At 38.6% G+C, this 21183-nt stretch carries 16 protein-coding genes; 3 read left to right on the forward strand and 13 right to left on the reverse strand.

The features are described 5' to 3' along the window. Window positions 1–33: 33 nt before the first annotated feature. The 8 genes from ribB to pilG all read right to left on the reverse strand — a co-directional run bounded on the left by ribB (window position 34) and on the right by pilG (window position 14180). Window positions 34–1122 (reverse strand): 3,4-dihydroxy-2-butanone-4-phosphate synthase, encoded by a 1089-nt coding sequence (gene ribB / locus ACZBKJ_RS01545; RefSeq protein WP_463199160.1) that lies wholly within the window; start codon window positions 1120–1122, stop codon window positions 34–36. A 130-nt stretch (window positions 1123–1252) separates the two neighbouring features. After that, window positions 1253–1762, reverse strand: a complete 510-nt coding sequence (locus ACZBKJ_RS01550; protein ID WP_463199161.1) for a hypothetical protein — start codon at window positions 1760–1762, stop codon at window positions 1253–1255. A 54-nt stretch (window positions 1763–1816) separates the two neighbouring features. After that, window positions 1817–2767 carry a chemotaxis protein CheB gene (locus ACZBKJ_RS01555; RefSeq protein WP_463199162.1) on the reverse strand — a complete coding sequence of 317 codons (951 nt, stop codon included), beginning with the start codon at window positions 2765–2767 and terminating at the stop codon, window positions 1817–1819. 4 nt (window positions 2768–2771) lie between these two features. Beyond that, window positions 2772–10280, reverse strand: coding sequence for an Hpt domain-containing protein (locus ACZBKJ_RS01560; protein ID WP_463199163.1), 7509 nt, complete (start codon window positions 10278–10280; stop codon window positions 2772–2774). 390 nt (window positions 10281–10670) lie between these two features. Next, window positions 10671–12749: a methyl-accepting chemotaxis protein gene (locus tag ACZBKJ_RS01565; RefSeq protein ID WP_463199164.1), complete on the reverse strand. Its 2079-nt coding sequence runs from the start codon at window positions 12747–12749 to the stop codon at window positions 10671–10673. Between the two features lie 116 nt (window positions 12750–12865). Continuing rightward, on the reverse strand, window positions 12866–13396 hold the full coding sequence (locus ACZBKJ_RS01570) for a chemotaxis protein CheW (protein WP_463199165.1): 531 nt from the start codon (window positions 13394–13396) through the stop codon (window positions 12866–12868). A gap of 2 nt (window positions 13397–13398) precedes the next feature. Beyond that, window positions 13399–13761, reverse strand: coding sequence for a response regulator (locus tag ACZBKJ_RS01575; RefSeq protein ID WP_463199166.1), 363 nt, complete (start codon window positions 13759–13761; stop codon window positions 13399–13401). Window positions 13762–13805: 44 nt separating this feature from the next. Beyond that, the gene (gene pilG / locus ACZBKJ_RS01580; protein WP_463199167.1) at window positions 13806–14180 is read right to left on the reverse strand and encodes a twitching motility response regulator PilG; all 375 of its coding nucleotides are present in this window, start codon (window positions 14178–14180) and stop codon (window positions 13806–13808) included. A 360-nt stretch (window positions 14181–14540) separates the two neighbouring features. On the opposite strand from pilG, the gene ACZBKJ_RS01585 reads away from it, so the two are divergent. The 3 genes from ACZBKJ_RS01585 to ACZBKJ_RS01595 all read left to right on the forward strand — a co-directional run bounded on the left by ACZBKJ_RS01585 (window position 14541) and on the right by ACZBKJ_RS01595 (window position 18440). Then, window positions 14541–15686, forward strand: coding sequence for an efflux RND transporter periplasmic adaptor subunit (locus ACZBKJ_RS01585; protein WP_463199168.1), 1146 nt, complete (start codon window positions 14541–14543; stop codon window positions 15684–15686). Between the two features lie 296 nt (window positions 15687–15982). After that, window positions 15983–16705 (forward strand): response regulator transcription factor, encoded by a 723-nt coding sequence (locus ACZBKJ_RS01590; RefSeq protein WP_463199169.1) that lies wholly within the window; start codon window positions 15983–15985, stop codon window positions 16703–16705. Window positions 16706–16781: 76 nt separating this feature from the next. Further along, a complete protein-coding gene (locus tag ACZBKJ_RS01595) occupies window positions 16782–18440 on the forward strand; it encodes an ATP-binding protein (protein WP_463199170.1) in 1659 nt (552 codons plus the stop codon). Here ACZBKJ_RS01595 and tusA read toward each other — a convergent pair. From tusA to ACZBKJ_RS01620, 5 genes are read right to left on the reverse strand one after another with little or no spacing between them, the layout of a single operon-like run. Then, window positions 18431–18676 carry a sulfurtransferase TusA gene (gene tusA, locus ACZBKJ_RS01600; protein ID WP_463199171.1) on the reverse strand — a complete coding sequence of 82 codons (246 nt, stop codon included), beginning with the start codon at window positions 18674–18676 and terminating at the stop codon, window positions 18431–18433. The two genes, ACZBKJ_RS01595 and tusA, sit on opposite strands and share 10 nt — an antisense overlap. 28 nt (window positions 18677–18704) lie before the next feature. Further along, window positions 18705–19142: a hypothetical protein gene (locus ACZBKJ_RS01605; protein ID WP_463199172.1), complete on the reverse strand. Its 438-nt coding sequence runs from the start codon at window positions 19140–19142 to the stop codon at window positions 18705–18707. Continuing rightward, window positions 19139–19657, reverse strand: a complete 519-nt coding sequence (gene ruvX / locus ACZBKJ_RS01610; protein WP_463199173.1) for a Holliday junction resolvase RuvX — start codon at window positions 19655–19657, stop codon at window positions 19139–19141. The genes ACZBKJ_RS01605 and ruvX overlap by 4 nt, the downstream gene beginning before the upstream one ends. A gap of 39 nt (window positions 19658–19696) precedes the next feature. Further along, entirely contained in the window at window positions 19697–20539 is an 843-nt protein-coding gene (locus tag ACZBKJ_RS01615) for an SPFH domain-containing protein (protein WP_463199174.1), read from the reverse strand. Window positions 20540–20582: 43 nt separating this feature from the next. Next, window positions 20583–21164: a YqgE/AlgH family protein gene (locus ACZBKJ_RS01620; RefSeq protein WP_463199175.1), complete on the reverse strand. Its 582-nt coding sequence runs from the start codon at window positions 21162–21164 to the stop codon at window positions 20583–20585. Between the last annotated feature and the right edge of the window lie 19 nt (window positions 21165–21183).

The following is a 21183-nucleotide window of genomic DNA, read 5'->3' on the forward strand; positions in this document are numbered from 1 at the left end:
TAAATAAAGTGGCTTTATTTAATTAACATTTAGTTATACCGCACACACTGATTCAATAATATTTAAATCAAAACCTGATACATTAAATTTAGCGGGACTGGATAATAAGCGCATATCACGAACATCAAGCAGTTTTAAGATTTGGGCGCCCACGCCAATACTGCGATAAGGTTCACTTGCGTCATGAATGTTTGGCTGGGTATTTTGTTTGCTTAAAGCGCGATTTAAATCAATAGGCTGACCATTATCTATCCACACAAACACCCCATGTTCACTTTTAGCAATTTCTGCCAATGCTGATTGGATGCTCCAACCTTGTTTTTCGGTTTTTGCGGCAAACAAATCTTTTAATGGATTTAAACTGTGCACACGCACAGTAGCAATATTGTCTTTGGGTGCACCTTTGACTAATGCAAAATGAGTTTCACTGGCGCCATATTCTTGAAAACGATACAGTTTAAAAGTTCCAAAATCACTGTCAAAATCACAACAGTCCAACAATTCAACTGTTTGCTCATTAGTCATGCGATAATGAATTAAATCAGCAATCGTGCCAATTTTTAATCCATGTTCTTTGGCAAATACTTCCAAATCATCACGTCGCGCCATCTCGCCATCTTCTTTGATAATTTCGCAAATCACCGCGGCAGGTTCAAGCCCTGCCAGCCTTGCCAAATCACAACCGGCTTCGGTGTGTCCTGCTCTGTGCAGCACACCACCTTTTTTTGCCATAATTGGAAAAATATGTCCCGGCTGAACAATATCACTAGGTTTGGCGTAAGGCGCAACTGCCGCCTGAACAGTTCTGGCTCTATCGGCTGCTGAAATGCCTGTGGAGACGCCTTCAGCTGCTTCAATAGATAAAGTAAAATTGGTGCTAAACTTCGCTCCATTTTTATCACTCATCAGCGGCAAATTTAGCTGCTGACAACGTGCTTCAGACAACGTCAAACACACCAAGCCACGCGCATGAGTAATCATAAAATTAATATCTGATGGCTTGACGTGAACTGCTGCCATCACAATATCACCTTCATTCTCGCGGTCTTCATCATCCATTAAAATAACCATTTTACCAGCTTTAATGTCGTCAATGATTTCTTGGATTGTGTTAAATGTCATGACTATGCCTTAACCTTAATGAATAAATTTTTAAAAACTGTAAAATAACGCTGCTTGTATGGGGTCAATTTGGCATATTATAAGGGTTTTTAATAAATTAATTATTGATTTGATGGATTTTTACCATCAATCATTCATCGCCAAAAAGCTGATGACTAATCAAATCCAAATTTGGCACAACCAAAAGCTCATCGCCAATCTTTACTGCTTGATACACATAATCTTCATCATCATGTTTATTTGCCAAAATCTTTGGCAAGGCATTTTTGATATTAGCTCGCTCCTCTTCATCCAGCTCGCAGTCTTTTACATCGGAAATTTTAACTCTCAAAGTAGTAATTTCTCCTGTTGTCTGAAGTGCCAAACGATGTTTATCGCTATTACCCTCCAAAATAACTAAAAACTGCGCCTCAACTTCTTGCGGAATCAAATGATACACTAGCAAATCTTGGCGAACGTCGTCATGCACCCAAGTATAAGTATCAATTCTTGCAGTTTGTGGCAAAGTTTGTAAAATCAAGCAAGTTGGCAAAACCCAATTTGGCTGCCCAAGCGTTGGAATTATGCTGACTTCTAATGTGCCATTTTCTGGCGTTAATAGACTAACCGCTTCAAATTGATGTTTTTTAACATTTTTCATAAAAATCCCCAGATAATACGCTAAAGTTTTATTGATTTTATCATCCAATCTTGTTTAATGTGATGCATTAACCACAGTGATAACTTGATTGGCAAGCTCAATGGGTGTACCAACAAATTGACAATATCCTGAATCAATGATTGCCTTTGGCTGACTAATACAGCTACTACTGGCAAGACTTTGCGCCCAAATATGGCTTGAATTAGACCTTGTTTCAGATAAATATTTTGAGCCATCATCACCCATGCCCGAAAAAATAATGCTAATAAGTTCATTGTTGTACACATCACTCATATTTTTTAAGATGGCACTGATATTAGGCTGATAACCATCACCCCAATCCTGATTTTGTAAAAAAATTCGCCCATTGCTATCAAAGATAATTTTACGGTCAATCGGTACAATTAAGCAGCTGCCAGAACGTAAACTTTGATTTGTTGTAATCACCTGACAATGCCAATCGTTATTTTGGGTAAGTGTTTTTGGCAGTGTATGAATCATTTTGGCATCAAAATGATACGCCACCACAATTGCTACAGGCATTTGGGCGGGCAAATGTGATAAAAAATCTTTTAACGCTGAAATTCCGCCCATGGACGCACCCAAAAGCAACACATAACGCCATGGTTTTGGAGTGGTTTGTTGGATTTTTTGAATCTGGGGCAAATTAAGACGCTGACGCAACTGGCGAATCAGTGCGTTTTGCCATTTTTGATAGGCTTGAAGATTACTTAAACTGGGCGCAGGAGTAAATCCCACCAAGACCAAATACGGCTGATTACTATCAACTGCATCTTGTAACTCACCATCAAAATGCACATCAATCAGCCAAATTAAATGTTTGGGCAGATTGGCAGTTTTCCCGTTTAATACCTGCTCGGCACTAAAACAGCCGAGCAATTTTAAACCAAATTCATGCAGTGTATCATCAAAAGCAAAAAACTGACTTCGGTCATCGCACACCACCACAACCAAAGGTCTGTTTTTGCTAGAAGCATCGAGCATTTAATCAATCCGCATCGTCTTGCAAGTCTAAAATATGATGAATACGTGCCAGCAAGTCCGCCTCTTGGAAAGGTTTGCCCATATAGTCATTCACACCAATATCAAACGCACGTTCTCGATGTTTTTCGCCAGTTCTTGATGTAATCATGACAATGGGTAGATTTTTTAGGCGGTCACTGTTTCTAATTTGGGTTGCCACCTCAAAGCCATCCATACGCGGCATTTCAATATCCAAAAGCATCAAATCAGGCAAGGTGTCTTGGAGTTTTTCCACCGCATCCACACCATCTTTAGCAACCACCACATCAAAGCCATGACGCTCTAAGAAGCGAGAAGTTACTTTACGCACTGTAACCGAATCATCCACCACCATAATCAGGTCTCTATGGCTAGCTTTAACAACTTTTTTGCTGATATCTCGACGTTGACGTGATACTCGCATTAGTGCTAATAAATCTAGAATCAACATTACTGAACCATCGCCCATGATGGTTGCTGCCGAAATCCCTGATAAATGCGATAACTGACGACCTAAGGGCTTAACCACTACTTCGGTGCGTGAGCCAACAATCTCATCAACCTGTAAAGCCAGATGCTGACCAACACGGTTTTTAATGATAATAACTGGCAAACTAGACTCTGAATCGTTGCTAAAATCATTATTATTTAAAATTTCATCAAGATAACGCAATCGATATGGTTTATCTTCAATTATAATCGCGTCTTTATTCCAGCGATAATAGGTTTTTAATTCTTGAAGGTCTACTTGTACCACTCTATCAATCTGAATCAAAGGAATGGCATATTGACGGTCGCCAACACGAACAACCAAAGTATCTGACATCGCCACTGTCAAAGGCACACGGATAATAAATTTAGAACCTTTGCCACGCTCTGATTCAATAGCAACTGTACCACCAAGTTCACGTACTTGGGCGCGTACCACATCCATACCAACGCCACGACCTGAAATCTGAGTAACTTTATTGGTTGTAGATAAGCCGGCATTGAAAATGTACTGCATGATGTCGTTATCGCTCAAACGTTCATCTGGACGAATCAGTCCTTGAGCGATTGCTTTTTTACGAACCGCTTCCACATCAACGCCCGCACCATCATCTGACAATAAAATCACCACTTCATTGCCTTCGCGTTGAACTTCTAAAACCACCTGACCTGTTGCTGATTTACCAATCTCACTGCGATAATCGGGATATTCAATACCGTGGTCTATCGCGTTTCGTAACATATGTTCTAGTGGTGAAGTAATGCGGTCTAGGATATTTCTATCCATTTCATCGTCTGCGTTAATAACGGTTAATTCCACATTCTTACCAAGTTCGCCCGCCGTTTGACGAACAATGCGTTGTAGACGTGGGGTCAGTCGAGAAAACGGCACCATACGCGAATTCATCAAATTGTCTTGCAATTTTGCTTGGGTGCGTGCTAATTGTAATAACAAATTTTCACTGTCGCGAGTTTTTTCAAGCAATGTTGTTTTAATATCCAAAATGTCCGATGCAGATTCTGCAAGCGATTTGGATAATTGATTTAGAGAAGAATATTGGTCCATCTCCAACGGGTCAAAACCTGCGTCCAATTCTTGCTCATCCAGCTGAGCAATGATTTGAGCTTCAAGTTCAATATCCATACGGCGAAGTTGGTCAGACAAACGTTGAGCGGTTGCCCCCATCTCTTCAATGTTACCTGTCAAGCTCACCATGTTCATCTCAATACGAGCACGGTTGATTGCTGCTTCACCAGACAAGTTAATCATCTCTTCCATTAAAGGTGCTGAAATACGAATCATCTCAGCAGCAGTCGTACTTTCAGTTTGCTCACCAAACACACCTTTCATTGGTGGCATTTTTTCAATGCTGTAGGAAGATTCCTCTTCTTCTGCCTGATAATCTACATCTAAAACAGGTTTGGCTGTTAAAGTTTCTAAATCACGCTCTAATGAAACTTGTGGAACATGGGTTAAACTGTCAGGATTTTGGATAAATTGATGCAGCGCCTCAATCAGTTCTGTTGGCCGTGGTGGATTGTATTGCTGTTCCAAAAGCCCAACAGCGGCACTAATCCAGTCATGGCAAGCATACAGAAGCTGGGTTATCATCGGTGTAACAGGTTTGCGTCCATGACCCAAATCTTCATAGATGGTTTCCATTTCATGCGCCAAGTCCGCCATGCCATTGGCAGATACCATTCTAGCACCACCTTTGATGGTATGCAGTTTGCGCTGAAGCGAATGCAGTGTTTGGCTATCGGTGGTATCATTGCGAAATACTCCAAACTCTTCACTGCTGCTTTCTGCTAGGTCTTTTGCTTCTTCTAAAAATACTTCCAAAATATCCATGTCAGGTACATTACCCTGCCATGAATCTTCAATTAATTTTTTAACATCAACCAAAGCAGGCTGACTTTGGGTAGCTTCATTACCTGTTTGATCGTCATCAATGAATTCATCTTCTTCCGATTCGTCAGTTTCTTCAATGACAGGTGCATAAACCGCTGCATCATCTGGGACTGCCACCATGGATAAATATTGATGTAGTTCACTGATGGTGCGCTCAGCAAAAAATGACTGTTTTTTACTATTAATCATTTCAAGTTGTAACGACAACACATCCATCAATTGACTAATGATTGTAACCCAACCTGCGCTGGCAATGATTTTTTTATCCAGCAATTTTTGAAAAACTGCTTCAATCTCATCTGCCAAATCACCCACACTCATAATGCCAGCGAGTCTTGCACCGCCTTGGATGGTATGTACATAGCGATACAATGATTGAACATACTGATTATTCTTAGGATTTTGATGCCAATCAACAACTACTTGGGTCATTGACTCATCTAAAGACAAAGCTTCATCTAAGAAAATTTGCAGTAACTCATCATCCGTATAAATATTTTCAAAAATTAGCGTTTCTTCGGTTTGTTGCGGTTTATCCAAAATCTCTGAAACTTGGTTTTCTAATTGAGCCGTTTCTTTTAAATGTTCTTGACGATGATAATCGACCGTATGTTTTACAACATTATCATTGAGCGCCTGAAGCACCTCATCATCCAAATGCAGCGACATACTGCCCGCCAATGAGTCAAACAATCCAATTAATTGATGATGCACATTTAATAGCTGCTCCACAAATTCATCGTGCATACATGCTGGGTATTGTTGTGCAAGTTGATAGGTTTCTCTTAACGCAGATAGCACACGTTGAAATTTGCGACGATTTTGAGTTCGCGCTGACAAAACCTCAATTTCGGCAAGCTGCTGATTGGCATACACCACAATATCACTATCGGTTGCAATGGATGATTTTAGGTCAATTTCAGCATCAATCAGTGTATCAATTCCTTGAATTAACTCACTAACGCCAAGTTCTTTTTGGTCATCCTTAGGCAGTAACAGTTGTAAAAGCTGTTTATCTTCTTCCATTTGCTGATGTGACTGGTCTTCTTCGGGGTTTTCATAAGCCGCCAAATGCGCCTCGATAAGCAAAACCGCCTCATGCAGCGCTGATAGATGAGTTTGGGTCATTGGCGTTTCGTGCTGCTGCAAATCTTGCAATACTCGCTCAATGATTGCTCCAACTTCGCCCACACCCGTCAAAGGTACTAACCCAGAAGCCCCGCGTAAAGTATGGAACACTCGCACAATCTTATCATTAACTGGCACACTAACGGCATTTTTATTTTCCTCTAAAAATGCTTTGACCTGCGCTAAAAGTTCTTTACCTTCTTCAATAAAGATGCCACAAAGCATTTCTTCTTCTTCACTTTCGGCACTGCCTGCAGGGGCGTTTTGGATAAGCTCACCTATTTGCTGTAAAGAACTAAGTGCTTGTAAACTGGATTTGGTTCTAAGTTCGGCAATTTCGGGTTTTTCAAAACCATCATCAAGCTGCCAATCAGCAATCACATAATCGGCATTAGCAAACACTCTATAGTCAAATTTATTGGCAAGTCCTTTGCTGTAAGCATGGCAAGCTGCACGCCATAAAAGCATTTTTTCTGGATAAGAATCTTTATGGTGTTCAAAAATTGCAACTAACCCTGAAAATTCAGCTAAAACTTCATAAATCAGGGTGCACATGCCTTCATTAAGCGTGATTGTCTCATCTAAGATGCGGTTCATCATATTTTCAACCGCCCAAGCCAGCTCTCCTAGTTCCATTGCGCCAACCATGCGTCCAGAACCTTTTAAGGTATGAAAGCCTCGGCGTACATCCATCAAAAGTCGGGCTTGACTGCGGTCAGCCAGATACGATTTAAACATTGGAACAATATCATCTAAAACTTCATGAGCTTCCTCAATGAAAATTTCTTTAATATCATCGTCAACATCACCCAGCGTTGATACCAAAGGTTTTTGAGCCTCTTCCATAAATGGCAATAGTACGCCTAAATCGCCACTTTCGTTTTGGTCAGATTTATTGGCAATATCTGGAGAAGTATCAGAAGGTTTTTCTGATATAGTGATTAAATTTTCAGCGCCAAGATTTTCATCCATCAAATCTGCTGTTTCAGAAAATTCATCAAGTAAAATGTCAGATTGAGTTTGGTTGTTTCGTAAGCCGACCTCATCGTCATTGGCTGACAAATCATCTGTTTGTTTAATATCTTCTTGTATTGGCAAATCTGTGTTTATTAAAGCTTCATCTTCGGCGCTTAAGGTTTGTATATCAAAAATTGCCGCGTCAAAGTCTGCTTCAAGTACGGTATCTGATGTGGTATTCTCATCCAATGTATTTTTTTGAATATCTAAATCATTGGTAGTTAAGTTGTTGTCGTCAAGCTGCTCATCAGGTGCAGCACTTTTGACATTTTCTTTGGTTGTCAATAATTCTTCGGCTATGGTATCTGCCACAACGGTCACCGCATCTTTAGTGAAGTCATTACTCACTAAAACTTCAGTATCCACTTCTACCTGGATGGCTGGCTGATTAAGAGACTGTTTTGTTGGCAACCCTTCTTTTAAAGGACGGCCTTTAAGCAGGTTTTGAGCTTGGGCAATGATAGCAAGGTTATCAACACTGGGCGGGTTTCCAGCGGCAAAATCCTGCACCATTATTGGCATAATATCGGTTGCATCCACCACCAAACCAACCATTTCCTGACTGGAGTTGATGCTGTGGTCTAATACTCGATTGAGCATATTTTCAATAGACCAAGCTGTTTCACCAACATTGTAAGCACCCACCATACGCCCCGAACCTTTTAAGGTATGGTAGCCACGACGAATTTCTTTTAAAGATGGCAAATCGTTGACACCCTTTTTATTTAGGGTAGCCAAATGAACGTGAATTTCATCAATAACTTCGTCCGCTTCTTCTACAAAGATTTCTCTAAATTCTGCATCAAAACTAAAATCATCAGCTTTTATATTTGCTTTGATGGTATCATAAAGCAGATTTTGACTGTTAGAAACGGACGAATTTGGTGATTCTGACGTGTTGTTCTTTGTATCATCTGACCCAACCAAATTCATGGCTTTGACAGCGTCATTTGCCAAGTGATTATTGTTATTATCACCATCTGACAAACTGATGCTTGGTAAAGATAAAATATCTGTTAGCAAAATATCGTGGCTTTTGCTTTCATCATTTAGTAGTGTATCACTGGCGGTTTTAATCTCAGGTTGATAATTGGTTTGAAAATGTGGAACTGTGGTAATGCTGGTAATAGCTGAATCGCCTGAATGTATGAATTTTTGAATCATAGGTTTGGGCTTAGATTCAACAAAAATTACATCTTCAACATCATCAGTATCTCTATAACTGCCTGGATTTAGAGTGTAAGTATGTATCACTTCGCCCGATACTGGCTGTTTTTCACCGTTATCGTCATATAAGATAGTATTTTCGTGGGATTTAAGCAGTTTAACATAAATGTCAAACAGTTCTAATACATCCTCATTTTTGTCTTCTAAGTCATTAATGATCGCAAATGATGCATCTATGCTTTCTTGGGTTTTAATTAGTAGTGCATCATCAAAAACCTGCCTGGATAAATTATCCAAAAACATCTCAAACAAAGCCAGCCCATCAGCAATGTCATGAGCAAGCTGCCAGCTAATACGTGTGGGAGCTTTTTGAGCTAGTGTTGAAAACATATTACCCAAATGACGGCTTACTTCCGCCACTTTGGTTAATTTCATTTCTTCAAAATAGTAATTTAGCTGCTCTAAGCTATCGTTATCGGGTAAGTCATTTAAGTTTTTGGTATCAAGATAGGTAATAAAGCTGTTTTTAATTTCTTCCAAAGCAATAGAAACCATGCCCAAAGAACTGTCTGAATTCACCTCATTAAAGCCATTGGTTTGGATAGCCTGATGTGTTTTTTCAATGGTACCAATCAGTTTGGTAATTCTTTGAACAAGATTTTCTTTGATAACGTCAAAACTTTCTTCGCTGATATTAGCGCCTGTTGCATAATCTATCACATCTTCTAATTCACGAGCATAAAAAGTCCAACCGCGACTTTCTAGACGCTTGTGTAATTTATTTAGAATGTCAAAGCAAATTCTGTCTTCATCAAGCGCTTTAATTGTTTGTTGTAATGAATCAACCGCATAAGTAAACAACGTCTGCTCTAAAATCACTCCATCATCAATGTTGTTTAGTAATTTTTGAGCAGCTTTGTCTTTTTTGGGTAAGCTTGCTAAATTGATATACAAATCAATAAACGCATTTTCCAACCATAATACATCTAAAATTGGCAAATCTTGACTAAAATCCAAATGAAATGCTCGTTCAAGTTTTAGCAAAATATATCGGTCATCTTCACGCAATGTGCCTGTTGTTGCATCATTAACGTTTGTATTAGCACTTAAATTATTAGCAATATTATCAATTAAAATCAGTGAAAATAGCCATAATTTTTTCAAGATTCCAGAACTTACCTGGGTTAGACGCAGCGTAATTGTTCGCAAACCTGTCAAAATCAGTGTAATGTTTTGCTGATGGTCTAATAGTTTTTCTGCCAATGCATGCCAATCATTATTTAATCTTTCAAATTCGCCATCAGTTAATGAATCAGATGCGGTTAAATCATCAAATTCTACTTGCTCGCTAAATTTTATATCTCGGGCTGCCTGCCAAATATTTTCTGGCGGAACATCGATACCCATCTGCACCATAACCAGCTGCAAATAATGCGCACGTAAATTTAGTAAGTTGTAACGCAAATATCCAGATTTAATAAAGTGATTAAATTCATATTGTAAAAGCTTACTGGCGTGCAAAACCACAGGTAAAAACAAAGTGGCTACTTCTTTATTAGCGACCTGTTCTGCCACAAACGAGATGGTTGCCGCTAACCGCTCAAACTCTGGAACTTTTGCAATTGTAAACACACGGCGGATATTTTTGTACTCAGCACTAATGTACAGCAAATATTCATTGACGTCAGTAAAGGAATAGTCATATATTGCGTTCAGCTGCTGACTTAGTGGTGCGTTCAACCACTCCAAGGTAGTTAAATTATTGGACTGTGTGATATGCATATTGTTCTCGCATGGCAAAATGCCAAGTTAGCGTATAAAATCGAATTACTTTTCAATACATTTTGTAAATATATTTATTAAAATATATCTTGACAGATAAATCGTGCAAAATATCGTATCTTTTTTATTTTGTCAAATACCCAATTGTGTAAATTGCGGTCATAATAACAGGTTATTCTGCAAATTTTTAGGGGGTCTAGATAAAATTTTTGTACTGAGCATTCACAAATAATGCTTGACAAAATAAAAAAATATCAAACTTTTCTCATTGATAATTTTACATGTTGATTTAGACTGGTGCAAAAACTATACCCATAAGCCAATCTAAAAACATTTTCAAAAACAAAAAAGCCAAACCAAGTCAAAGACTTGGTTGGCTAACCATCTCAATTACAATGTAAGAGTTGCAATTTCCTCATCATTAGATAATTTAAAACCTGATACTGATTTTTGTAATTCGGCTGCCATTTCATTTAGACGACCCACTGAACGAGCAGTTGCCATTGTTCCAGATGATGTTTGAGAAGTAATGTCTTGAATCACACCCATGGTATTTGAAATGTGGCTAGCTGAAGTTGCTTGCTGACGGGCAGCGTTAGAAATATTTTCAATCAAATCAGCCAATGTATGCGATACGTTTTGCACTTCATCAAGAGCCTCCCCTGCGTCTTTGGCAAGTTTTGCTCCTTTTACCACTTCAGATGTGGTTGACTCCATAGATGAAACCGCTTCATTGGTATCTGCCTGAATGGTTTTTACCAAAAGTTCAATCTGACGTGTTGCAGCCGCTGAACGCTCCGCCAAGCGCTGAACCTCATCAGCAACCACCGCAAAACCACGACCAGCCTCGCCTGCCATCGATGCCTGAATAGCAGCATTTAGTGCCAAAATATTGGTTTGTTCAGCAATGTCATTAATCAAGTTTACGATATTACCAATCTCTTGTGATGATTCGCCCAAACGTTTAATACGTTTTGATGTTTCTTGAATTTGGTCGCGAATAATATTCATACCCTCAATAGAACGGTGTACCGCTTCTGCTCCATTGTGAGCAATCGCAACCGAACGCTGGGCAACGTTGGCAGATTCTAAGGCGTTACTAGAAACTTGGTCAATAGATACCGCCATTTGACTGATTGCTGCAGATACACCAGCAATTTCTTGGGCTTGCTGCTCTGATGCATCAGCAAGCTCTACAGCGGTCATCTGGGTCTGCTGGGACGATTGAGCGATACGGTCTGAAGTATCATTAATGGCAAGCACCAGTTTTCGCAATTGGTCAATGGCAAAGTTTACTGAGTCGGCGATTGCTCCTGTAAATTCTTCAGTTACTGTAGCACTAACGGTCAAATCCCCTTCCGCCAAATCACCCAATTCATCCAGCAAACGCAAAATCGCCGCTTGTGAATTTTTTTGCTGTATTTCCATGCGCTGGACACGGTCAGATTCTAAGCGAGCAAGTTCGGCTTCAGTTTCCATTGCTTGACGCTGGCGCATTGCTTCTTTTTCAAGCACCATACGTTCGGTACGGCTACGATTTTTAAATAATTGTACCAGTGCATACATTGCTAAAAGCAATGTTAAAATTGCTAAAATTGCAGGAACTGAAATGGTTTTTTGTGAAACAATACCACGTTCTACACTCAACAATTTTTCTTGCGTGGTTGCCGCCAAATCATTCAAATCTTGAGCGGATTGACGAGCTTGGATTGCAGGACTGCTAAGATTATTGATGCTTGATACCACAGGTAAAATCATGCGTTCATGAATGGCATGAATGTTTTGTAATTCTTGAGCAGCTTGCGGATAGCTGGTTTGCTGGTTTGCTAAGCGAGTACCAAAATCACTCACTAATTGTTTAAATGTTTCTGGGCTTGTGCTGACCGTACTCACCAGTCCTGTCATGGATTCGCCAATACGCTCAAGCGCGATGATTTGCAACTGAATATCACGCACCGTATTGGCTGGCATACCTGATGTTATGGCTTGTTCTGACAACTGCATATATAAAGACTGCATCTGAGTGGTGGCGTCTTTCACTTGTTTTTGTAAGTCTTGCAATGCATTGATGTCATTTTGATGCTCAATCACATAAGTGGCGCTTTGTTTTTTAGCTTGCCAATTTTCACTTAATTCATTAAATAAAGACTGATGCCCAATTAAACTGTTTTTTTGTAAATGTGCTAATGTAGTTTCATAAGATTGAACATCATTAGCCAATCTAGTATAAGCTTGACTACTAAGCTCATAATCTTTGGAAAATGTTGCATCATTAACATCACGTACAATATTGGTTGCACTAACTTCTAAACGACTAACATCGCCCAAATAATCTGTAATTCGAGATAGAGAATAAATCAGCCAGATAAAACTAATGACTGAAATTGCACCACAAACAACCAATGCCACCCACCATTTTTTTTCATTCACTGTAATGGGCGCAACCAAGACTGATTCAGTATCGCTCATGATACTTTCCCTCTAAATAATAAATACTATACAAAATTACAGACAAAAGACCCCAAACACATTAAAAAATGCATTTTTTATTTATTAGGCGAATTTATTTTTTTAGTCAGCTTAGTTTAACTTGCCGCTGCATTTAAATAATCTGCACTGGCACACAATAAAGATGGCATCATAACAAACCATTCTTTATTGTCTTTCACAAAGACCCCATGATTGTAGGGTGCAAAAGGCGAATCTTCATTAATCGCTCTTGCCTGATAATGACTTTCTGAAAATTGTAAAATTCCTAATACCTGGTCTACCAAAATTCCTGAAAATACGCCTTCTTCATCTATTACCAAAACTTTACGGCTTTTTAGACGTTCATGGCTTTGAAGTCCTAAAAATTTAGCAAAATCCACTAACGGTAAAAGCCGACCGCGTACATTCGCGACACCCATTAACCAAGGTTTGGTTAGGGGGATTGGCACCACATCAGGTAGTGCCAAAATCTCAGAAATTTCACCCATTGGTGCGACTAATTTTTGTCCTGCTACTTCAAAAGCGATGCCCGTCCACTGGTGCGTATCATTATCATGACGACCTGTCGTACGCGCTTTAGCCAAGTCAGCAAGACGAAGTAATTCAATAAAACCTACAGAAGCCACATTTACCCCAATACTGAATGAATGACGTTAATAAGTTCGTCTTCTTTAATTGGTTTTACCAAATACTCTTTAGCACCTTGACGTTTTCCCCATACGCGGTCAGTTTCTTGGTCTTTGGTACTGACAATAATCACAGGAATATGTGATGTGGCAGCGTCACGGGTAATTTTACGGGTTGCCTGAAAACCATTCATCTCAGGCATCACAATATCCATCAAAATTGCATCTGGCTGATACTCTAAAGCTTTTGTGCAACCTTCTTCGCCATTAAATGCTTCTATTACTTCAAAGTTATGTTTACCCAAAATTTCCCGAAATCTTGCCATTTCTAGCGGGGAATCATCTACGACCAATATTTTTGCCATCACAAATCTCCAGGTTGACTAGGTTATTAAGTGAAATGGCAAGTTTAACGGTAACGGCTGATGGTTGCAAATAAATCTTCTTTACTAAAAGGCTTGGTGAGATATTCATTTGAACCTACAATGCGACCACGAGCCTTGTCAAACAAACCATCCTTTGATGATAACATGATTACAGGTTTAGATGAATACTCTGGGTGATTTTTAATCATAGTACACGTCTGATAGCCGTCCAAACGAGGCATCATAATATCCACAAAAATAATATCGGGGTTAGTTTCAACGATTTTAGACAATGCATCAAAACCATCGACAGCAGTAATGACTTCGCAACCTTCTTTTTGTAATAGGGCTTCAGCTGTGCGTCTGATGGTTTTTGAGTCGTCAATAATCATTACTTTTAAGCCAGCGAAATTACTCATGGGGCATTTTCCTTATTTGGTGAAATAACACCAAAAAATATTAAACAAATAATCAAAATCTTTAAAATAATTCATCGGCGCTGAAATAATGCCAATAAATAACCAGAATAACATTTTTATCACATTTAATAAAAATTTTCTAGCACTTTTTAATAATATGAAGGTTTAATTACAAAAAAGTAAAAATTTAGAAATATCAGTGGCTTTAAATACTTTATTATCAATGAATTATCAACAATTTATTATTGTACAAATTATGTATAAATAATACACAATTATGAAATATTTTGGTTAAAAACAAACCTTTTTAATCTTAAACAAATATGTTATTATGCAGCATCATCAATTAAATATATTTAAATGAATGCTTATCTCGCTGTACTGCTTATAAGTACCATATTAGCTGTAATAGTCAGTTTATTTGCTTTTGAAGTTTCTTATCATAATAATCACACTTTATTTTTTGACGTTCATAAAACCCCAAAACCCAGTGCTGCTGACAATGCCAAAATTCATATTGACGCCCGCACCATCACCCTAACCAAAACTCATCTTGCTGAGATAAAAACCGAACTGTATCAACCTAGTTTTCGTTTAGAAGGCGTTGTAGATGCCCATCAATACATCACTTTACATCTGCCTGATGATGGCAAACTAAGCACCATTCAAGTTAAAATTGGTCAGCGCGTTAGCCCCGGTGATGTCATCGCCACTTTTGTTCAACCAACACCCATTATTGATTTAATTGATAATAATTATTTGGATAATCAATCAAATGATTCTAACAAAACAACCAACATCAAAGAGCAAACAGATAAAACTTTAGAATCTTTAACCGAAACCAGCACCAGAAATATTGCAATAATCGCTCCAACTTTTGGTTTTATCGCAAAGATATTTACAAGATATCCGCAAAATAACTACAAAAAATCGACACCTGTAGCGCTTATCGGCGATGATAGCCAATTCAAACTAGTTAGCGCGTTACCAAAGTCATACAAACGTTTTATCAATGATGAAAAATTAGTCAATTTTACCACAAAAGATGGTCGTAAGTTTATTGGTCAAATCAACAAAATTGATAAATCTGTACAAAATTTGGCAAATTTTGGATTTAGCGGCATTCAAATCCACATCTTGATTCCCAAAGACGAAGCTGAAAAAGCCAAATTACATATTGGTGATAAAGTTAGCGGTTCTGTAGAATATGGGCAACTGACTACAGGAGTTTTAGTGCCTGCTTTTGCCGTTTTTGACAACGCTCAATCGCCTTTTGGTCTAAATACACTAAAAAAACCTCCCTACAAACCCATCACCCCGTTGCATGCCTATGTTTGGGAAGTTGGTCAAGATGGTTATATAACTCTTGCCCCGGTTGATGTGATTGAATATCGACCAAAAAGCGATCAATATTTGGTTTCAGGAGTTACTTTAACCGGACTGATTGTACTAGCGGACTTACCCAAAAATGCTCAAAACAAATTGGTAAAGCTGGAGGGTTTTTAAGTTTATAAACCCAAAATACTTTTATAACCAGACAACAAGCAGTAACGTTTATTTACAATTTATATCGGATTTATCAAAAACCTACTTGAAACATTAAAAAAACGTTCTTTTTTTGTAGTATCGGCGGATTGCCCCTTGCTAAATACATCAAAGATTGGCAAGATACAACAGCTGTTTATTTACAGGCTTAGTTTGTGTATTTGCACAGTAACGCCCTAGATTCAACCGTATCGCACCCAAAATAACCGTGCATTACAGGATAATTTTACACATTTTACAACAAATAAGGTTAAAATATGAGCAAACAAATTTTATTAATTGAAGATGACCCTGATTTGGCGGAACTTATCAGTGAATACTTATCCATGAATTACTACGAAATTCATCATGCGCCAACCGCTCAGGAAGGTTTGGATATTTTGGACACCAAAGAGCGTGATATTAACCTAGTTGTGCTGGATTTAATGCTACCTGATATGGATGGTATGCAGGTTTGCCAAAAAGTTCGCGCCTCTAAAAACACACAAATCAACAAAGTACCCATCATCATGTTGACCGCCAAAGGCGATACCACTGACCGAGTGTTAGGACTTGAAATGGGCGCTGATGATTACATCTCCAAACCTTTTGAGCCACGTGAGCTTTTAGCACGCATTCGTGCGGTATTGCGCCGACATGAAACCCCAAATCAAGCCGATACCAATTCTGGTAGTTTGACTTTTGGACGTTTGACCGTATTTCCAGACAGTCATGAAGTTACCATTGATGATAAAATCGTTCGTCTAACCACACATCAATTCCAACTTTTACATTATTTTGCCACACATGCAGGCAAAGTGTTAAATCGTGAACAACTGTGGCAAGCCATGCCAAACGATGACAGTTCTGAAAATATTGACCGTGCTATTGATGTACACATCTCTCGCTTGCGCGCCTTGATTGAAGATAACCCACGCCAACCCAAACGAATTATCACTGTTCGTGGTGTTGGCTATCAATTTGCCACTGACCAAGTATAATCAAACCTTTTTATCAAAACCATCAGCTTGCTGGTGGTTTTTGACTTGAAGTCTTTTTGTTTACTGATGATTTCCCATGAAAGACCCGACTTCTAACGCACAAACAGAACCCGATTTTGGTATTCATTCTTTATTTGCGCGGCTATTTATCAGTGTGTTTTTAGCATTGATTATCTTTGCTATTGCTATGGTGTTACTTGCTCAGCTTACTCATAACAATTCAGACAGCATTCGTTCTAAGGTTATTGCAGGTCAAATTCTTCATCAATTAGACCCATTGCTTGTTGAAATTGACAAACACAGCCATGAAGGCAGACGTGTACAGACGCGTTTTGTACTGGCAATTGTTAAAAAAAGTTTTGATATTTTTGATGAAAGTTTAAACGCTAAAATTGGTTTATACGACCCTTCAAGACGGCTTTTGGTACAAACTGAAAATTCTGAACTTCCTCAAAAGTTATTGTTAGAAACTTCTTGGGTGTCAAGTATTGTACCAACTTTGATTGGCGATAGTCGCCCTTATGTAACCGTAGTTAGCAATACAGGATATATCTTATGGTATGAAAATCGCAATCCGCCAAAAGAATCGCCATTTTTAGGCATGTTCAACTTATTTACTGGCACGATGTTATTAATGATTATCATGACCGCAGTTTTATGGTGGATTGCCCATTCAATAACATGGCGCATCAATCAAATGAGCCGACAAATGGCAAAATTAGGTGATGGCGATTTTAGCGTGCGTGTGAGTGAAGACGGCAACGACGAAATCGCCTTTTTAGCACATGGCTTTAATCAGTCCACTCAAAAAATTGAACGGCTCATTAACGCCAATAGTCTACTTTTAGCTCATGCATCGCACGAATTTCGCACACCCATTACACGCATTCGCTTACAAATTGAAATGATGGACATGCTTGCCAATCGCCTTGATGAAGCCAGCAAAGCCAAATTTGATAAAAGAGCTGCAGCAATCAATCGTGATTTAACTGGCTTAAATGATTTGGTTGAAAGTATCTTGTTAGTCAGCCGCTTAGATGCTGGGCACGCCCTACAAAATACTGAAATGGTTGATTTATATGAGCTGGTAAAAAATGAATGTCAGCATTATTCTGAAGCAACACTGTTTGCCTTGCCAGTATCGATGCCGGCTCAACCCAAATTACTAACGCATTTAGTACGAAACCTTCTTAATAACGCCATGATTCATGGTATACCACCTATTGAAGTGTATCTGTACACCGCCATTACTACTGAAGATGCTTACAGTATACCAGCAGCCCTACTTGATTTAGATGGTCAGTATTTTGGCGAAGATGCGATAATTGACAAATACGGTGCTGAACATCAAAATACTGAAGAATTTAGCGAAGAAAAACCCAAAAACAGCTTTTTACGAAAACTTACACGAAAAGACAAAAAATCAGAAGAAGAGCAAGCAAATTTTGCGGTGATTGCAGTGATTGACCAAGGCGAAGGTATCAGCGTAGATAAACGTGAAGACATCTTTAGCCCGTTTGTGCGTTTAAAACAAGAGAAAAAAGGGTCAGGACTTGGATTGTCTTTGGTGTCACAAATTGTAGAAGCTCACAATGGGCAAATTAGTACAGATACTTGGCGGGGGAAAACTCGCTTTTTAGTCATCTTGCCACTCAATGCCAAAAAGCCTGATGAGAAAAATGAAAAATCTGTTCAGGCTTTAAATGAAAAAGATGACCAATCCACTCAATCTTGATTTGATTTTTTAATAACCACGTAGCGATATTGATTGTCCGATAAAACCTCTTGTTCAACCAAATGATGACCTAAATGCCGACAAAAATTGGGAATATCGCGCGTGGTTGCAGGGTCAGTTGCCAAAATTTCAATACTCTCTCCTGCCTTAGCTTGACGAATGATTTTATGCAAAAGCATGATTGGTTCAGGGCAATTTAATCCTTGGGTATCTAAAACATGGTTAATTTTTGTCATAATTTTTTCCAATTTTGTTGATTTGATGTTATTGATTTAAAAATGCCAAAAATTTTTTAAAGTTTACTTTAAATAAAAATGGCATACCAAACCACGATATCATGGTTAAAAATAAACTCATAAAAAACGCCACACCAGCTCCTTGAATTATTCCCAAAATCACTGTAATTAACAACGACCCCAAACCAATGATGAGCAAAATCATAATAATGCCAAGCTGAATGATGCGATAACGCCACAACAAAAATAAATGGTGCAAACTCAATGGTATTGACAGCGAAATCAGCACATATGGTAAAAAATGAAACGCGTAATAAATCAATATACTGTCTTTAAATTTTGCCATACTGGCTAAGGTGCCAAATACACAAAACACCAAAATTGCCAAAAATCCCAAATATGTACTCAATGTTGCGGTTTTGATGGCGGTTTTGATGTGTTGTTTAATAATGGAATGTTCAATCATGATTGGTCTTGGGCTGTTTGGTCATGAAAATTGGCAATGTAAACCGCTAAATCAGGCGCATGATAATAACTGTCTAATAAAATACACGCTGCTACATCATCAATGGGGTCAGTTTGACGTTTAATCAGTCCATGTTCCCATGCCAGCCTACGGGCTTCATTAGAAGTCAATCTTTCATCATAGAAAAATACAGGCACTTTTAAATGCCTTTCACCCAACCGATGAGCCAGTCTGCGAGCAAATTTTTTAGCACGCAAGGTTATCATGGATTCTGTGCCATCCATATTCAGTGGCAACCCAACTAAAATCTGTCCAATTTTCCAAGTATTAATCATACCCAACAGATTTTCCCAATCAGGCTGACCATTATTCATCGCAAGCACATCAAAGGGGCGAGCATTTTGGGTTAGACTATTGCCAAGCGCCATGCCCATTTTTTTAACCCCAAAATCCAAAGCCAACGTTAAAATTGGCTCTAGTGAGTTATGTAAATTTTTTGGTGTATTTTCAAGCAAAATAACGTCTCTTTTTTTATAATCTCAACAATTTATTAGCTATTCACCACTGACATTAAGCACGGGTGATGCGTTTTCTTCTGAAAGTAGCACCGTCATCATATTGGTTACCAATTTTGCTTTTTCATTATCGGTCATGGTAACAATTTTTCTGGCTTCTAAAGCTCTAACTGTGCTTTCCACCATTAAAATTGCCCCTTTTACCAATGTTTGACGTGCTATCAGCACTGATTCAGCCTGCTGTTTCCTTAACATGGCTTGAGCGATTTCAGCCGAATACGCCAAATGAGTAAATCGCGCTTCCTCAATATACACGCCTGCCATTTGTACACGTTCTTGCACCATGTCGCGAAACTCTTGTAAAATCTTAGCAGAATGCCCGCCTAGGCTTTCTTTACCATCTTGATTAGCATAAGGATAATGTGAAACGAGTGTGCGTAAGGCGCTTTCACTTTGGGTTTTCATAAAACCATGCACATCTTCAACATCAAATACTGCGGCTGCCGGATTATCAATTCGGTAGACAATTGCTGCCGCTACATCAATGGGCGTTCCTGAAATATCATTGACTTTTAAAATTGGGGTTACGTAATTGGTAGTTTTTAAAGAAACACTTTGCACTGAATAAAAAGGCACAATCCAATAAAAACCCTGTTTACTCAGCACCCCCGAATAATGTCCAAATAATGTACTGACTAAAGCGGTATTTGGTTGAATGATTTTAAATCTTGCCAATAGTACCACTGGCACCACAAAGATGGGTACTAGAGTTTTATCAGGTAAAACAAACACAATAGCAAGTATAATAATGATAAAAATGGCAAGAGCTACAAAACCATTGAGATGGTACATAGTGTATTGAGGACTGCTTTGTTGAGTCATAAAATTATCCTTACTTATATTGTGTTCTATCATTCAGCTGTTGTTAAGCGTATCCAACAATCTGCTCTAAATCTGGTAAAATTCCCAACTTTGTTTTGGCGAGTAACAGGCGTTTTTCAAAATCTGCCCCAAATAAAATAGACAAATCTGCAGGGCAAACCAACCATTTTTTATTTAAAATTTCTTGCTCTAACTGCCCTTTTGACCAACGACAAAATCCCATACACAGTAAAAAATGCGACAGTTTATCTAAAGCGATATTTTTTAACACATCTTTACTGGTGGTCAAACAAACATTTTCACCAACCGCAAAAGATGATGCAAATACAGGCAAACCAGTATGCAAAACAAACCCTGCTTGGTCATGCAAAAAACCGCCAAGCACCGCATTTGTATTCATGAGCACTTGAGACGCTGGCAAATTCATTTCCGATAAAACCGAACCAACTGATAAGAATGACAACGGTTTATTAATAATAAATCCAAAAGCCCCTTCTTGGCTTTGGTGGCGACATATATAAATTAATGCGTCCACAAAACGGTCATCATTGATTGTTTGACTGGGAATCAAAAAATGATGAATTAAGCTTTTGGGCAATACTGCGGCTTGGGATATCTGGGTCATAAATCAATCTTATGTGTTT

It is taken from the genome of Moraxella sp. I5G, assembly GCF_055193055.1.

Excerpts from the sequence above, each read along its gene's own strand:
- ACZBKJ_RS01575 (WP_463199166.1), bottom strand. The coding sequence starts at position 13,761 with ATGGCAAAAATATTGGTCGTAGATGATTCCCCGCTAGAAATGGCAAGA.
- ACZBKJ_RS01560 (WP_463199163.1), bottom strand. The coding sequence starts at position 10,280 with ATGCATATCACACAGTCCAATAATTTAACTACCTTGGAGTGGTTGAAC.
- ACZBKJ_RS01595 (WP_463199170.1), top strand. The coding sequence starts at position 16,782 with ATGAAAGACCCGACTTCTAACGCACAAACAGAACCCGATTTTGGTATT.
- ACZBKJ_RS01565 (WP_463199164.1), bottom strand. The coding sequence starts at position 12,749 with ATGAGCGATACTGAATCAGTCTTGGTTGCGCCCATTACAGTGAATGAA.
- ACZBKJ_RS01620 (WP_463199175.1), bottom strand. The coding sequence starts at position 21,164 with ATGACCCAGATATCCCAAGCCGCAGTATTGCCCAAAAGCTTAATTCAT.
- ACZBKJ_RS01605 (WP_463199172.1), bottom strand. The coding sequence starts at position 19,142 with ATGATTGAACATTCCATTATTAAACAACACATCAAAACCGCCATCAAA.
- ACZBKJ_RS01615 (WP_463199174.1), bottom strand. The coding sequence starts at position 20,539 with ATGACTCAACAAAGCAGTCCTCAATACACTATGTACCATCTCAATGGT.
- pilG (WP_463199167.1), bottom strand. The coding sequence starts at position 14,180 with ATGAGTAATTTCGCTGGCTTAAAAGTAATGATTATTGACGACTCAAAA.
- ACZBKJ_RS01585 (WP_463199168.1), top strand. The coding sequence starts at position 14,541 with ATGAATGCTTATCTCGCTGTACTGCTTATAAGTACCATATTAGCTGTA.
- ribB (WP_463199160.1), bottom strand. The coding sequence starts at position 1,122 with ATGACATTTAACACAATCCAAGAAATCATTGACGACATTAAAGCTGGT.
- ACZBKJ_RS01555 (WP_463199162.1), bottom strand. The coding sequence starts at position 2,767 with ATGCTCGATGCTTCTAGCAAAAACAGACCTTTGGTTGTGGTGGTGTGC.
- tusA (WP_463199171.1), bottom strand. The coding sequence starts at position 18,676 with ATGACAAAAATTAACCATGTTTTAGATACCCAAGGATTAAATTGCCCT.
- ACZBKJ_RS01550 (WP_463199161.1), bottom strand. The coding sequence starts at position 1,762 with ATGAAAAATGTTAAAAAACATCAATTTGAAGCGGTTAGTCTATTAACG.
- ACZBKJ_RS01590 (WP_463199169.1), top strand. The coding sequence starts at position 15,983 with ATGAGCAAACAAATTTTATTAATTGAAGATGACCCTGATTTGGCGGAA.